11 protein-coding genes are annotated in these 13,840 nt (G+C 66.7%); 7 read left to right on the forward strand and 4 right to left on the reverse strand.

Annotated elements, in window-relative coordinates; all coding sequences use genetic code 11:
* The first annotated feature begins 120 nt into the window (after nucleotides 1–120).
* Nucleotides 121–435 (forward strand): hypothetical protein, encoded by a 315-nt coding sequence (locus IEW19_RS17165; RefSeq protein ID WP_188572813.1) that lies wholly within the window; start codon nucleotides 121–123, stop codon nucleotides 433–435.
* Nucleotides 436–532: 97 nt separating this feature from the next.
* On the opposite strand, the gene IEW19_RS17170 is transcribed toward IEW19_RS17165, so the two are convergent.
* Entirely contained in the window at nucleotides 533–4,054 is a 3,522-nt protein-coding gene (locus IEW19_RS17170) for a proline dehydrogenase family protein (RefSeq protein ID WP_188572814.1), read from the reverse strand.
* 293 nt (nucleotides 4,055–4,347) lie between these two features.
* The gene (locus IEW19_RS17175; RefSeq protein WP_188572815.1) at nucleotides 4,348–5,811 is read right to left on the reverse strand and encodes an amino acid permease; all 1,464 of its coding nucleotides are present in this window, start codon (nucleotides 5,809–5,811) and stop codon (nucleotides 4,348–4,350) included.
* A gap of 155 nt (nucleotides 5,812–5,966) precedes the next feature.
* Between IEW19_RS17175 and IEW19_RS17180 the strand changes: the two genes are divergently transcribed.
* The 4 genes from IEW19_RS17180 to IEW19_RS17195 all read left to right on the forward strand — a co-directional run bounded on the left by IEW19_RS17180 (nucleotide 5,967) and on the right by IEW19_RS17195 (nucleotide 9,546).
* Nucleotides 5,967–6,881 (forward strand): LysR substrate-binding domain-containing protein, encoded by a 915-nt coding sequence (locus IEW19_RS17180; protein ID WP_188572816.1) that lies wholly within the window; start codon nucleotides 5,967–5,969, stop codon nucleotides 6,879–6,881.
* A 93-nt stretch (nucleotides 6,882–6,974) separates the two neighbouring features.
* Nucleotides 6,975–7,400 (forward strand): aspartate 1-decarboxylase, encoded by a 426-nt coding sequence (panD, locus tag IEW19_RS17185; protein ID WP_188572817.1) that lies wholly within the window; start codon nucleotides 6,975–6,977, stop codon nucleotides 7,398–7,400.
* 51 nt (nucleotides 7,401–7,451) lie between these two features.
* Nucleotides 7,452–8,378, forward strand: coding sequence for an AEC family transporter (locus IEW19_RS17190; protein WP_188572818.1), 927 nt, complete (start codon nucleotides 7,452–7,454; stop codon nucleotides 8,376–8,378).
* 34 nt (nucleotides 8,379–8,412) lie between these two features.
* On the forward strand, nucleotides 8,413–9,546 hold the full coding sequence (locus tag IEW19_RS17195; RefSeq protein WP_188572819.1) for an FAD-dependent oxidoreductase: 1,134 nt from the start codon (nucleotides 8,413–8,415) through the stop codon (nucleotides 9,544–9,546).
* Here the strand turns inward: IEW19_RS17195 and IEW19_RS17200 are convergent.
* Together IEW19_RS17200 and IEW19_RS17205 are read right to left on the reverse strand one after the other, a co-directional pair.
* Complete coding sequence (locus IEW19_RS17200) at nucleotides 9,543–11,006, reverse strand: MFS transporter (protein ID WP_188572820.1); 1,464 nt, start codon at nucleotides 11,004–11,006, stop codon at nucleotides 9,543–9,545. The genes IEW19_RS17195 and IEW19_RS17200 overlap by 4 nt on opposite strands.
* A gap of 1 nt (nucleotide 11,007) precedes the next feature.
* Complete coding sequence (locus IEW19_RS17205; RefSeq protein ID WP_188572821.1) at nucleotides 11,008–11,997, reverse strand: LLM class flavin-dependent oxidoreductase; 990 nt, start codon at nucleotides 11,995–11,997, stop codon at nucleotides 11,008–11,010.
* Between the two features lie 139 nt (nucleotides 11,998–12,136).
* Here IEW19_RS17205 and IEW19_RS17210 point away from each other — a divergent pair, with 139 nt between their 5' ends.
* Both IEW19_RS17210 and IEW19_RS17215 read left to right on the forward strand, forming a co-directional pair.
* Nucleotides 12,137–13,009, forward strand: coding sequence for an aldo/keto reductase (locus tag IEW19_RS17210; protein ID WP_188572822.1), 873 nt, complete (start codon nucleotides 12,137–12,139; stop codon nucleotides 13,007–13,009).
* 46 nt (nucleotides 13,010–13,055) lie between these two features.
* Nucleotides 13,056–13,754, forward strand: coding sequence for a type 1 glutamine amidotransferase domain-containing protein (locus tag IEW19_RS17215; protein WP_188572823.1), 699 nt, complete (start codon nucleotides 13,056–13,058; stop codon nucleotides 13,752–13,754).
* Nucleotides 13,755–13,840 lie beyond the last annotated feature (86 nt).

The following is a 13,840-nucleotide window of genomic DNA, read 5'->3' on the forward strand; positions in this document are numbered from 1 at the left end:
CGTGTCCATTGATAGGGGAAGTAGCATCACCTATGCTGGTTTTTCAAGGTCAAGCAGCAGGCCAGTTCACCGAATCAAGCGCACCCGCATGCCGGAAACCGCGCTTGGGACAGGCAGCCAATGACGACAGCCAAGAACATCCATTTCGGTTCTGCGCACGCACGCCCGTACAACACAGCACGGCCGTCCACCCGCCAGAACACCCTCGGAACCGGACGCGCGTCCGTGGACTCCGGATATGTGGGAAAACCCACCTGCGACAAATGCCGTACGGACGAGTTCGTCTACCTCGAGTCGTACATTCCGCCCACCTACCGGCGTGACGGAACAGTGTCCACCCTCGGCGAGGTGGCATACACCTGCACCCGCTGCGAGGATTTCTCCGCCCACAGCGTCCCTGCCACCTGGGCTCCGCCCGGCTGGTACCTGGGCTAGTCACAAAGCTCCAGATCACAGGGCACCAAAAGAAGGCCGGGCAGCCACCATCAGGTGGCTGCCCGGCCTTTCCCTTGGCTGCGGGACCGGCGAAGAGCTAGATCAGCGCGTCCGAAAGGTGGTTCGGGGTGCCGAACCGGTGGGCGGTGATGCTGACGGCCTGCTCGTGCAGGAACGGCAGCAGTTCCACGCGGCCGGCCTCGGTGACGGGGTGGGCGTAGATCGCCAGGTCGGGGCGCCCACCGGTGGCCTCGGCAAGCGCCGATGCGTCACCGCCGATCAGGCGGATGCGCGCGCCGGACAGTTTGCCCGCCGCGGCGAGGTGCCCAGCGGAAGCCAGCCAGCCGGCGTCGGACTCCACTGCCACGTCGATGTCCTGCGCGGTGAGCACGGAGCGCAGCTGGGCGGGAAGTTCGACGGCGGTGGACACCGTGAGCGCCGAACCCGCCAGCACGCCGGCCGCCACGGTCCGGACAAGGTGCGCCAGCGGCGCACCTTCGGACAGCCGGATGGTGACCGGCAGGCTCCGGTAGCGGAAGATGTTGCGTTCCGCGCTCAGTCCGGAGACGTCCTTTGCCGTGCCGAACTCGTCAGCCCAGGCCGCGGCGTCGGACGCCAGGGCCCGCTGGACGGACTCAAGCTCGACGGGCTGAAGCGCTGCGCCGGCAGCGCTGAGCACGCGCCGAACGCCGGCATGGGCCACGGATGCGGTGGCCGTGCTGGTGGCAGGAGTCCAGTCACCCAGGCCGGCCAGGTAGTTGGGCCCGCCCGCCTTGGTGCCGGCGCCCACTGCTGACTTCTTCCAGCCGCCGAACGGCTGGCGCTGGACGATGGCGCCGGTGATGCCGCGGTTGATGTAGAGGTTTCCGGCCTGGATGGTCTCCAGCCAGATGCCCAGTTCCTCGGAATTGAGGGAGTGCAGGCCCGCAGTGAGGCCGTACTCGATCTGGTTCTGGATGGCGATGGCTTCTTCCAGGGTTTCCGCGGTCATGACGCCCAGGACGGGGCCGAAGAACTCGGTCAGGTGGAAGTAGGAGCCGCGCTTGACGCCGTAGCGCACGCCCGGGCTCCAGAGCCTGCCGGTGCCGTCCAGCTTTTTCGGTTCCACGGCCCAGTTTTCGCCGTCTCCCAGCGTGGTGAGGGCGTTGAGGAGCTTGCCGTTGGCGGGCTCGATGATGGGGCCCATCTGGCTGGTGGGATCCTCCGGGTAGCCCACCTTGAGCGAGGTGACGGCGTCGACCAGCTGGTTGTGGAACCGCTTGGACTTGGCCACCGAGCCCACCAGGATCACCAGTGAGGCTGCGGAGCACTTCTGGCCGGCGTGCCCGAACGCGGAGTAGGCCACGTCCTTCGCTGCCAGGTCCAGGTCGGCACTGGGGGTGACGATGATGGCGTTCTTGCCACTCGTTTCGGCCAGCAGCGGCAGGTCCTTGCGGAAGGACCGGAACAGCTCGGCGGTTTCGTACCCGCCGGTGAGGATCACGCGGTCCACGGCCGGGTGGGAGATGAGCTGCGTGCCGAGCTCACGCTCGCCCAGCTGCACCATGGTCAGCACGCCCTTGGGGACGCCAGCTTCCCAGAGTGCCTCCACCATGACGGCGCCGCTGCGGGCGGCCTGCTTGGCAGGCTTGATCACGACGGCGGAGCCGGCGGCGAGTGCCGCAAGGGTGGACCCTGCCGGGATGGCGACGGGGAAATTCCACGGCGGAGTGACCACGGTGAGTTTGGCTGGGACGAACGTGGCGCCGTCGACCTCATCCAGTTTCCGCGCCGACTCGGCGTAGTAGTGGGCGAAGTCCACGGCTTCGCTGACCTCGGGGTCGCCCTGGTCGATCGTCTTGCCGGTCTCGCTGGCCATGACCTCCAGGAGGTCGGCGCGGCGGGATTCCAGGATCTCGCCTGCCCGGTGCAGGATCTCTGCGCGCTCGTTGCCGGAAAGTTCGCCCCAGCCCTTGCCCTTCTCCACTGCGCCGGCGATGGCTGCATCGAGCATCGCTTCGTCATTGATGAAGGCGGCCTTAACGGAGGCATTGCCCAGGGTGCAGGACGGGACGCGCTCCAGGATGGCCCGGCCCCAGTCGCGGTTGGCCGGCAGGGACGGGTCGGTGTCCGGGGTGTTGTGGAAACTGTGTTGTGCCTGATCGGCGCGGGGCATCGGGACGGGCGGCAGGCTGCGGTCCTGGCGGCGGCTGGGTAGCGGCACGCTGTTGTCCAGCGCCTCCAGCGAGGCGAGGAAGCGCTGTTTTTCGCGCTCGAACAGCCCCTCGTTTTCGCTCAGTTCAAAGACGGCGGACATGAAGTTGTCCTGGCTGGCGCCCTCTTCCAGGCGGCGGATCAGGTAGGCGATGGCGACGTCGAACTCGGACGGGTGAACCACCGGGGTGTAGAGCAGGAGGGAGCCGACGTCCTTCTTCACGGCTTCGGCCTGGCCCTGCGCCATGCCCAGCAGCATCTCGAACTCGATGCCGGATTCCACGCCGCGCTGCTTGGCCAGGAGCCAGGCGAAGGCGATGTCGAAGAGGTTGTGGCCGGCGACGCCGATCCGGATGTTCTTGATCCGCTCAGGGTGCAGCGAGTAATTGATGACGCTCTTGTAGCTGGTGTCGGAGTCCTGCTTGGAGCCCCAGGTGGCCAGCGGCCAGTCGTGCAGCGAGGCTTCCACCTGTTCCATGGGCAGGTTGGCGCCCTTGACCACGCGGACCTTGATGCCGGCACCGCCGTCGGCGCGGCGCCCGGCGGCCCAATCCTGCAGGCGGATCATGGCGGACAGCGCGTCCGGGAGGTAGGCCTGGAGCACGATGCCGGCCTCGAGGTCCTTGAATTCGGGCTTGTCCAGGATCCGGGTGAAGACTGCGATGGTCATGTCCAGGTCCTTGTACTCCTCCATGTCCAGGTTGATGAACTTGGCCCGGCGCCCGCTGGCCGCGAAGGCATTGGCGCGCCGGAACAGCGGTGTGAGCTTCTCGACGACGTGTTCCACGGCTTCATCGAAGGCCCAGGCTGAGTGCGGGGCCACGGTGGAGGAGACCTTGATGGAGACGTAGTCGACGTCGGGACGCGCCAGCAGTGTGTGCGTGCCCTCGAGGCGGCGGGAAGCCTCGTGCTCGCCGAGGACCGCCTCGCCGAGGAGGTTGACGTTGAGCTTGATGCCGTCCTTCCTGATCTTGGCGATGGCGGGGCCCAGCTTGGCGTCCGTGGCGTCAACGATCAGGTGGCCCACCATTTCGCGCAGCACTTTGCGGGCGATGGGGATGACCACCTGCGGCATCACCGGGGCCATGGTGCCGCCGAGGGCCACCGCGCTGCGCATGTACCAGGGCAGGAAGGCCGGGACCTTGGGAGCCAGCGCGGCCAGGTTGCGGGCGGCAACGTTCAGGTCCTCGGGACGGACCACGCCGTCCACGAAGCCCACGGTGAAGTCCAGGCCGTTGGGGTCCTTCAGGACGCCGGCAAGCTGCTCGGCCGACGCGTCCACCGGAACCTTCGCGGCCTCGGTAAGCCAGCGCCGGACCAAGACGACTGCTTCATCGGCGAGGGCCTTGGCTTGGGGGACGTCGACGTCGACCGTCTGCGGGGTGGCCGCTTTGGCAGCTGACGGTTCCATTGCAACGTGGGTCATGGTTTTCCCGATCTTTCTTACTGTGGGGAGGAGTCTTTCCATCAGTATGAGCTTCGAATCACATAAGATAAAGCGATCATTTCCAACCAATACAGGTTAGGAAAACCAATGTTTTGCATCTTGGAACGCGCCATCACCTGATGCCCCAAAACCACCAAAGCCGCATCACCTTTTGCGGAAAGCAGCGAACCCTCCCCCACGGAATGTGGGGGAGGGTTCGCCGGGACGCCTCACTACCTGATGGCGCGTTTCGGAAAAACGGGCGGAAAGTGATGGAGCGTCCGGGGGTTGGGTTAGGTGAGGGGGCGGTGCAGGTCGGCGAGTTCCTGGTGGCGCGGGCTGTCGGGGTTCATCAGCGAGTGCTTCCGGCCGTAGCTGAAGTAGATGATGAGGCCGATGATCAGCCAGACCACGAACCGCAGCCAGGTCTCCCAGTGCAGCTGCAGCATCAGGAAGGCCGAGGCCAGCACGCCGAACGCCGGGATCACCGGCATCAGGGGCAGGCGGAAGGTGCGGGGGGCGTCGGGGCGCTTGTAGCGGAAGATGATCACGGACAGGCAGACGACGACGAACGCAGCCAGGATGCCTATGTTGGTGAGGTCCGCAACCGCCTTGATGGGGAAGACGCCGGCCAGGAAGGCGGACGCGACGCCACCGATCCAGGTGACGCGCTGCGGGGTGCCGCGGTGGTCCGTCTTGGCGAACCAGCCGGGGAGCAGGCCGTCGCGGCTCATGGAGAACCAGACGCGGGTAACACCCAGGAGGAACGTGAGCATCACGGTGAGGATGGACAGCACGGCGAACACCGAGATGATGGTGGCAATCACCGGCAGCCCCACGGACGTGAAGGCCGAGGCGAAGCCTGCCTTGGGGTCGATGTCCTTGTAGTTCTGCATGCCGGTGAGGACAAGAGTGGCCGCCACGTAGAGCAGCATGGCAATGATGAGCGAGAGGACGATGGCCTTGGGCATGTGCTTCTTGCCGTCCTTGGCCTCCTCGGCCGCGGTGCTCATGGCGTCGTACCCGAAGACCGCGAAGAACACGGTGGCGGAGCCCGCCACCACGGGACCGAAGCCGCTGGGCATGAACGGGTTGTAGTTGTTGGTGTCGATGTAGAACACGCCAAGCCCGATGATGAAGAGGATCAGGACCACCTTGATGGCCACGGCCGCCAGTTCGAACCGGCCGAACGCCTTGGTGCCGCGGGACAGGATCCAGGTGACCAGGAGGCAGACCAGGATGGCGGGAATGTTGACGATGCCGCCCTTGCCTTCGTCAAAGGTGGAAGTCATCCAGGCCGGCAGGTGGATGCCAATGCCTGCCAGGAAGGCATCCAGGTAGCCGGAGATGCCGATGGCCACCACAGCCACAATGGCAATGTATTCGAGCAGCAGGTCCCAGCCGATGAACCAGCCAATCACCTCGCCGAGTGCAACGTAGCCGTAGGTGTAGGCGGAGCCCGCGCGCGGGATCATGCCCGCGAATTCCGCGTAGGACAGGGCCGCGGCCGCGGAGGCCAGGCCTGCAATAAGGAAGGAAATCAGTACCGCGGGCCCCACTCCCGGGTTGCCTTCGCTGCCGGCGGCCACCAGTCCCGCGAGGGAGAAGATGCCGACGCCGATAATGCCGCCAACGCCGATGGCGGTGAGCTGCCACAGCCCAAGGGACTTGAACAGTCCGCTGTGCTTGTTCTCTTCTTCGATGTCATCGATGGGCTTGCGCCGCATGATCGACTGGCTTGGATCTTTGCTGCTCATCAGGAACTCCTGGTTGGGGTGCGACCCCGCCGCGGCACGCCAAGGAACCTGGCTGTGACGGGGGTAACTCGGTCCCAACAGTATGCGTGCGTGGTTGCGTTAGATAAAGTGGCTACTTCTAACCAATATTCATTAGTTTCAATTAGGAATCCACCATGCTTGACGTCCGCCGGCTCCGGCTGCTCCGTGAGCTAAGCATCCGCGGGACGCTCGCGGAGGTGGCAGAAGCGCTGCAGTACAGCCCTTCGTCCGTTTCGCAGCAGCTGGCCCTCCTGGAGAAGGAAGTGGGCGTTGAGCTGCTCCGGAAGACCGGGCGGCGGGTGCAGCTGACGCCCCAGGCCGAAGTGCTGGTGGCGCACACGGCGCAGCTGCTGGAAACCATGGAACAGGCCGAGGCGGACCTGGCAGCGTCCCTGACCACGGTGACGGGAACGGTGCGGATCGCGGTATTCCAGTCAGCGGCGCTTGCCCTGATGCCGGACGTGTTGACCCGCATGGCCACCGCCTACCCCGAGGTCCGGATCGAAATGATCCAGCGCGAGCCCGAGACGGCGCTGCATGAAACGTGGGCCCGTGACTTCGACCTGGTGATCGCCGAGCAGTACCCCGGCCATGCGGCCCCGCGCTACCCCGAGCTGGACCGGGTGAAGCTGACCACTGATGCCATCCGGCTCGCCGTTCCCCGGGCGTCCGACGGCGGGGCCCCCATCCGTTCGCTGGCGGACACGGCGGAGCTCGCCTGGGTCATGGAACCGCGGGGTGCCGCATCGCGCCACTGGGCGGAACAGGCGTGCCGCAGTGCGGGCTTCGAACCGGACGTGCGCTTTGAAACCGCCGACCTCCAGGCGCAGGCGCGCCTTATCGAGTCCGGCAACGCGGTGGCGCTCATGCCGGACCTGGTGTGGACCGGCCGCGGCACCACCGCGGAGCTGCTGGAGCTTCCGGGCAAGCCGCACCGCACCATCTTCACCTCGGTCCGCCGCTCCAGCGCCCAGCGCCCGGCGATCCTGGCCGCCCGGGAGACCCTCGCTGCGGCCGCCGCGGCGGTGGCGACGAACGACGCCGGGTGACCGGCCGCCGTCGTACTCGTCCTTAGGAGCAGCGACGCCGTGTTTCGTGCGTCACTGCGGGGTAGGGGGCCGCAGGTCTAGACTGGATCCGTTATGAATCGAACAATGTTCAAGTCCAAAATCCACCGGGCCACCGTCACGCACGCCGACCTGCACTACGTAGGCTCGGTCACCGTGGACCTTGACCTGCTCGAAGCCGCCGACATCCTGCCCGGCGAGCTGGTGTCCATCGTGGACGTCACCAACGGCGCGCGGCTTGAGACATACACCATCGCCGGCGAGCGTGGCTCCGGCGTGATCGGCATTAACGGTGCAGCGGCGCACCTCATGCACGAGAACGACATTGTCATCCTGATCACCTACGCCGAAATGACCACCGAAGAGGCCAAGGCCTACGAACCGCGCGTGGTCCACGTGGACGAAAACAACCGGGTGATCCAGCTGGGCAACGATCCCGCCGAGGGCCTTACGCCAGGCATGATGCGCCCCCCTTTCGCGCTTAACAACGCCACCCTGTAACCGGAGCGTGCGTCCCGGTCCCTGCCTCCGGCCTGCCCGAAAGGTTGATCCTTGCTAGGGGTGTTGGCGGGATTCTTCGTGGTCTGGTGCATCATCCTGGTGGGTTGGTTCGTGGGCCGGCAGAGGATCCTGGGCGATAACGCCCGGCCTGTGCTGAGCGGGCTCACGTTCTTCGTCGCCAGCCCGGCGCTGCTTTTCGAAACCCTGAGCAAGGCCCGCCTGCGGGAAGTGTTCGCCGAACCGCTCCTGGTCACGGCGGTGGCTGCGATTGCCACGGCCACCATCTTTTTCGCGCTTGTCAGGTTCTGGCTTAAGCGCGCGCTCCCGGAATCGCTGATGTCTGCCATGTCCGCGTCCCTTGCGAACTCGGCGAACCTAGGTATTCCCATCGCGGTATATGTCCTGGGCGACGCCAGCTACGTAGCGCCGCTGCTGATCTTCCAGCTCGCCTTCTTCACCCCGATGTTCCTGATGATCCTGGACTCGAGCACCAGCACGCACCGCACCACTGTCCTGGGATTCTTCCTGATGATCCTGCGGAATCCCATGATTGTTGGCTCGGGCCTGGGGCTGCTGGTGGCCGGCACCGGCTTCCAGGTCCCGGCGCTGGTGATGGAGCCCATCCACCTGATCGGCGGTGCCGCCATCCCGGCCATGCTGATCGCGTTCGGCATGAGCCTGAACGGTACGCGCCCGTTGCAGGCCTCAGCGGGGCGCCGGGTGGACACCCTCTTGGCGAGCGGCTTCAAGCTCGTCATCCAGCCGGCGCTGGCGTACGTCTTCGCCCGCTTCGCGTTGGGGATGGACGGGCATGCACTGTTCGCGGTGGTGGTCACATCGGCGCTGCCTACCGCACAGAATGTTTTCGTCGCCGCCAGCCGCTACCAGACCGGGCTTACCGTAGCCAAGGACACCGTGCTGATCACTACGGTGGTGGCAGTGCCGGCGATGATCGGCGTCGCACTTCTGTTGGCATGATTGACCGCCGCGCCAACCGCACCCTGGAGGGCTGATGAATACTGTTCTTGACACCGTGGTGATCGGCGGCGGAGCAATGGGCTCTGCGGCGGCATGGGCGCTCTCGCGCCGCGGCCGGCAGGTGACGCTGGTGGAGCAGTTCGGCCCCGGCCACGCGATCGGCGCATCCCACGGTGCCACGCGGAACCTGAACCCGGGCTACCACCGGCCGGACTACGTGGCCATGCTGGCCGAGGGGCTGGCCCTGTGGGAGGAGCTTGAGCAGGAAAGCGGGGAACAGCTCCTGGCGCGCACAGGCATCGTTAACCACGGCCCGGGCGGCGACCTAAAGAAGGTCGCCGCGGCCCTCACCGATGCGGGCATCAGCGCCGAATTCCTGGACCCGGCCGAGGCCGGCGAACGGTGGCGCGGCATCCGGTTCGACCAGCAGGTCCTGCACATGCCCGACGGCGGCCAGCTCAATCCGGAAGCCGCGCTTCCAGCGTTCCAGCGGCTGGCCTCGGCCCGCGGCGTGGAGATCAGGCACCACACCAGGGTGGCGGACTTCCAGGTGTTCGACGACGGCGTGCGGCTGACGCTCGAATCCGCTGCGGGTACCGAGGTGGTCACCGCAGCCCAGGCAGTGGTGACCACCGGCGGCTGGACGGACAAGCTGCTGGCCAGAATCACAGGCACAAACGATGCCGCAATCAGGATCCCGAAGCTGAGGGTCACGCAAGAGCAGCCGGCACATTTCGCGATGGCTGACGACGGTGCAGTGTGGCCCGGCTTCAACCACTACCCGGGACCGGACTACCGGGGCTGGTACTCCCCCGTCTATGGGATGCAGACCCCCGGCGAGGGCATCAAGGCCGGCTGGCACGGACTGGGACCCGTGGTGGACCCGGACCACCGCGACTTCCTGCCGGAACCAACACAGCTCGCGGCCCTGCAGGAGTACGCCCGGGAGTGGCTGCCCGGCGTGGACCCTGATTCCTTTGAGGCCATCAGCTGCACCTACACCACCACCCCGGACGAGGACTTCATCCTGGACCGCATAGGACCCGTAGTGATCGGCGCGGGCTTCTCCGGGCACGGCTTCAAGTTCACACCCGTGATCGGGCGGATCCTGGCCGACCTCGCCACCGGGACCAGGCCCGCGCCGTCGATCTTCCGGGCGTCCCGCTAGCTGGTGCTGCCCTCCGCGCTGGTGGGCACCGGGTGTGCATCGGACCGGCCAGCGTCATCGGCTTTCACGGCGGGCATGGCGAGGACCGCCGCAACGGTCAGCAGCCCTGCCACCAGCGCCGCCAGGAACACGGCCCCTGACGCGCTGATCACGGTGGCCACATCGGCGTTGCCGCCACTGCTGCCCCCGTAGATGGAGTTGGCCACGGCACCGAACACGGCTACGCCCAGGGCGCTGCCGATGGACCGGGCAAACATGTTGGTGCTGGTCACCACGCCGCGCTCGTTCCAGGGCACGCTGGACTGGGCGGATATCAGGGTGGGGGTGGCCAGCAGGCCCAGGCCGAGCCCGACGACGAAGCAGCTGACCGCGATCAGCGCCACGTTGGGCGAGGCGGCGGTCAGCGACAGGATCAGCAGGCCCGCCACCGCAATGGCGATGCCGATCAGGGCGGTGGACCTGAACCCGATCCGCAGGTAGAACTTTCCGGCCTGTGAGGCGCTCAGCGGCCAGCCGAGAGTCAGGGCCGCGAGCGCCAGGCCGGCCACCAGGGGTGAGGAGGACAGCGCACCCTCCAGGAAGGTGGGCACGTAGGAGGTCAGCCCGATCATCATGGCGCCCACGCCGAAGGACACCAGCGCGGTGGTGGCCAGCAGGCGGCGGGACACCACCCAGGCCGGGAGGATGGGCTCCGCCGCCCGCCGCTCCATCAGGAGGAACGCGGCCAGCAGGACTGCGCCGACGACGAATACGCCAATGCTGATGGGCGAGTTCCAGGCCCACGCCTGGCCGCCCTGGAGGGCGCCGAGAATGAGCAGGCCAAGCGAGCCGGCGAGAAGCACGGCACCTGCGTAGTCCACCTTGTGCCTGGCCCGTTCCACGTTTTCGTGCAGGGTGCGGATGAGCATCCACGCCGCCAGCAGGCATAGCGGCACGTTGACCAGGAAGATGCCGCGCCAGATGCCCAGGGCTGAGAAGACACCGCCCAGGCTGGGGCCCACCACCGAGGAGATGGCCCAGACACTGGCCAGGTAGCCCTGGACCTTGGCGCGCTCCTGCAGGGTGTAGATGTCACCGGCGATGGTGACGGAGACCGGCAGCACCGCGCCGGCGCCGAGTCCCTGCAGGGCACGGAAGGCGATCAGGGAAGGCATGCTCCAGGCCACGCCGCAGAACACCGAGCCGAGCAGGAAGAGGCCGATACCGGTCAGGATGATCGGCTTCCGGCCTGCCATGTCGGAGAGCTTGCCGTAGATGGGCACGGACACCGCCTGCGCCAGCAGGTAGGCGGAGAAGAGCCAGGGGAAGGAGGAGAAGCCACCGACGTCCTTGACGATGGACGGAACCGCGGTGGCCACGATGGTGGAGTCAATGGCCACGAGTCCGGTGGACAGCATCAGGGCGATGAGGATGGGCCCGCGTTCGGACCGGAACCCTACACCGTCTTTTGCGTCCGCCATCTCAGACCCGGACCAATCCTGCGGCCTCGGCCAGCAGCTCGACGGACCGCAGGCGGGCCCCGGTGCCGGGGCTCTGGTGCGCCACAATGAGTTCGTCGGCGTCGGCGTGCCTGCCGAAGCTGTCCAGGTAGTCGATAACGACGTCGGGCGTCCCCACTGCGGAGTACGTCATCATCTGTGCCATGTGCCGTCCCTGCGGCGAGTCCAGGATCAGGTCCGCCTCGTCGTCGGTGAATTCGCGGCCGCCGCCGAAGAACAGGGAGACGCGGGCGCGCTTGGTGGCCTGCATCATCTCCTGCGCTTCCGAGGCGGAGTCGGCGGCGATGACGTTGATGCCGGCGATCACGTGCGGGGCATCCAGCTGGGCGGAGGGCTTGAACTCGCGGCGGTAGATGGCCACGGCTTCCTGCAGCGCGGCGGGGGCAAAGTGCGACGCGAAGGCGTAGGGCAGGCCCAGTTGCGCGGCCAGCCGGGCGCCGAACAGGGACGAGCCCAGGATGTACAGCGGAACGTTGGTCCCCTTGCCCGGGGTGGCCTCGACGCCCTGGATGCGGGTGGGGCCGGTGAGGTAGCCCTGCAGTTCAAGGACGTCCTGCGGGAAGCTGTCCGCGGACATGGGGTCGCGGCGCAGTGCGCGCATGGTGTTCTGGTCGCTGCCCGGCGCCCGGCCCAGGCCCAGGTCGATCCGGCCGGGGTGCAGGGTTTCCAGGGTGCCGAACTGTTCGGCGATGGTCAGCGGGGAGTGGTTGGGCAGCATGATGCCGCCGGCACCCAGCCGGATACTTTCGGTATGCGCGGCCACGTGGGCGATCAGCACGCTGGTGGCGGAGGAGGCGATGGAGGACATGTTGTGGTGCTCGGCGTACCAGATGCGCCGGTAGCCCAGCTTTTCGGCACTTTGCGCCATGGCCACGCTGCCTGCGAAGCTCTCCGCCGCCGTCTGGCCTTTGCCGATGGTTGCCAGGTCAAGGATGGAAAGCGGAAGAGTCACGTGGGTGCCGGCCTTTCAGGAACGTTTCGTAAGAGTCGCCGGCCGGATCACGGCAGGCACTTGATGCATAACGGCAGCGGACCCCGGCTTATTTCTTCTTTCACGGAATACTCAGCAGGCTGATGATGTTGCCGCCCCTATGAGCCATGATTCAACGAAGCAGCTGGAACTGTCCGCAACGATTGATCTCAAGGACCTGGGAACCGTGCACCGGCTTGGTTTTGGTGCGATGCGCATTGTGGGTGACGGTGTCTGGGGTGAGCCCGCTGACCGGGCGGCCGCGGTGGCCGTGGTGCGCCGCGCCGTCGAGCTTGGTGTGGACTTCATCGACACCGCCGACTCCTACGGCCCCAACATCAGCGAGGAAATCATCGCCCAGGCCGTCCATCCGTACAAGGAGGGGCTGAAGATCGCCACAAAGGTGGGCTTCACCCGCACGGGGCCGAACAAATGGGTCCCCGTCGGGCGGCCGGAATACCTGCGCCAGCAGACCGAACTGAGCCTGCGCAAGCTCAAGGTGGACACGCTGGATCTGCTGCAGCTGCACCGGATCGATCCCAAGGTGGACGCCGACGAACAATTCGGCGTGCTGCGGGAGCTCCAGGACGAAGGCAAGGTCCGCGCCCTGGGCCTGTCGCAGGTGAGCGTGGCGGAACTCGAAGCGGCCGGAAAGCACTTCGCCGTGTCCACGGTGCAGAACCGCTACAACCTGACCGACCGCAGCTCGGAGGACGTGCTGCGCTACTCCGAGGAGAACGGCATCGGCTTCATCCCCTGGGCGCCCATTTCGGCGGGTGAACTCGCGCAGCCGGGCGGACCGCTGGACGAGGCCGCCAAGCGCCTGGGGGCCACCACCTCCCAGGTGGCCCTGGCCTGGCTGCTGCGCCGCTCCCCCGTGATGATGCCCATCCCGGGCACCGGCTCCGTGCAGCACCTCGAGGAGAACATGGCCGCCGCCGGCATCACGCTCGACGACGACACGTACGCCGAGCTCGAAGCGGCCGGCAAGTAGCAAACGGCTTCACCCCACTCACGTCAGCAACGACAGGAGCAACACCATGGCAAACATCCTGATGGTCGTCTCGGCCGCAGATTCCCTCACTATGAAGGACGGCAGTGAACACCCCACCGGCTACTGGGCGGAGGAACTGGTGGTGTCACACCAGACCCTGACCGAGGCCGGCAACTCGGTCCACATCGCAACCCCCGGCGGCCGGAAGCCCACCGTTGACCAGGTGAGCCTGGCCGCAGAGTCGGCAGGCGGCGAGGAACGCGCGCAGGGCTTCCGTGACTACATCGCAAAGATCGACGGCGAGCTGGCGCACCCGCTGGTCCTGGCCGACGTCGACATCGCCGCTTACGACGCCGTGGTGATGCCCGGCGGGCACGGCCCCATGGCGGACCTCTACAAGGACGCCGACCTGGGCCGCCTGCTGGTGGCAGCGGACCGGAGCGGAAAGATCATTGCGCCGTTCTGCCACGGTCCCGCCGGGCTGCTGAGTGCAACGGACGACGACGGCGGGTTCGCTTTCAAGGGCCGGCGCCTTACGGTCTTCACCAACGAGGAGGAGCTTGGCGGCGGGACCGGCGAGAACACCCCGTGGCTGGTGGAGGACGCGCTCAAGGCGAAGGGCGCCGTCGTCGAAAACGCTGCGGCCTGGACCTCCAACGTGGTGCGCGACGGCAACCTCATCACCGGGCAGAACCCGCAGTCCAGCGAGGACGTGGCCAAGGAAGTCCTGAAGGCCCTGGGCTAGGTCCCCACGCACTACTCCGAACCGCATAAGACAGAGGGGACCAGTTCGTTATGAACTGGTCCCCTCCTTGCGGCGCACGCCGTTGG

This window comes from Arthrobacter liuii, from assembly GCF_014639275.1.
Lineage (GTDB): Bacteria > Actinomycetota > Actinomycetes > Actinomycetales > Micrococcaceae > Arthrobacter > Arthrobacter liuii.

What these genes read in the sequence shown, in the direction of transcription:
- IEW19_RS17170 (WP_188572814.1), bottom strand. Translation starts at nt 4,054, where the DNA reads ATGACCCACGTTGCAATGGAACCGTCAGCTGCCAAAGCGGCCACCCCG.
- IEW19_RS17195 (WP_188572819.1), top strand. Translation starts at nt 8,413, where the DNA reads ATGAATACTGTTCTTGACACCGTGGTGATCGGCGGCGGAGCAATGGGC.
- IEW19_RS17215 (WP_188572823.1), top strand. Translation starts at nt 13,056, where the DNA reads ATGGCAAACATCCTGATGGTCGTCTCGGCCGCAGATTCCCTCACTATG.
- IEW19_RS17180 (WP_188572816.1), top strand. Translation starts at nt 5,967, where the DNA reads ATGCTTGACGTCCGCCGGCTCCGGCTGCTCCGTGAGCTAAGCATCCGC.
- panD (WP_188572817.1), top strand. Translation starts at nt 6,975, where the DNA reads ATGAATCGAACAATGTTCAAGTCCAAAATCCACCGGGCCACCGTCACG.
- IEW19_RS17200 (WP_188572820.1), bottom strand. Translation starts at nt 11,006, where the DNA reads ATGGCGGACGCAAAAGACGGTGTAGGGTTCCGGTCCGAACGCGGGCCC.
- IEW19_RS17165 (WP_188572813.1), top strand. Translation starts at nt 121, where the DNA reads ATGACGACAGCCAAGAACATCCATTTCGGTTCTGCGCACGCACGCCCG.
- IEW19_RS17175 (WP_188572815.1), bottom strand. Translation starts at nt 5,811, where the DNA reads ATGAGCAGCAAAGATCCAAGCCAGTCGATCATGCGGCGCAAGCCCATC.
- IEW19_RS17210 (WP_188572822.1), top strand. Translation starts at nt 12,137, where the DNA reads ATGAGCCATGATTCAACGAAGCAGCTGGAACTGTCCGCAACGATTGAT.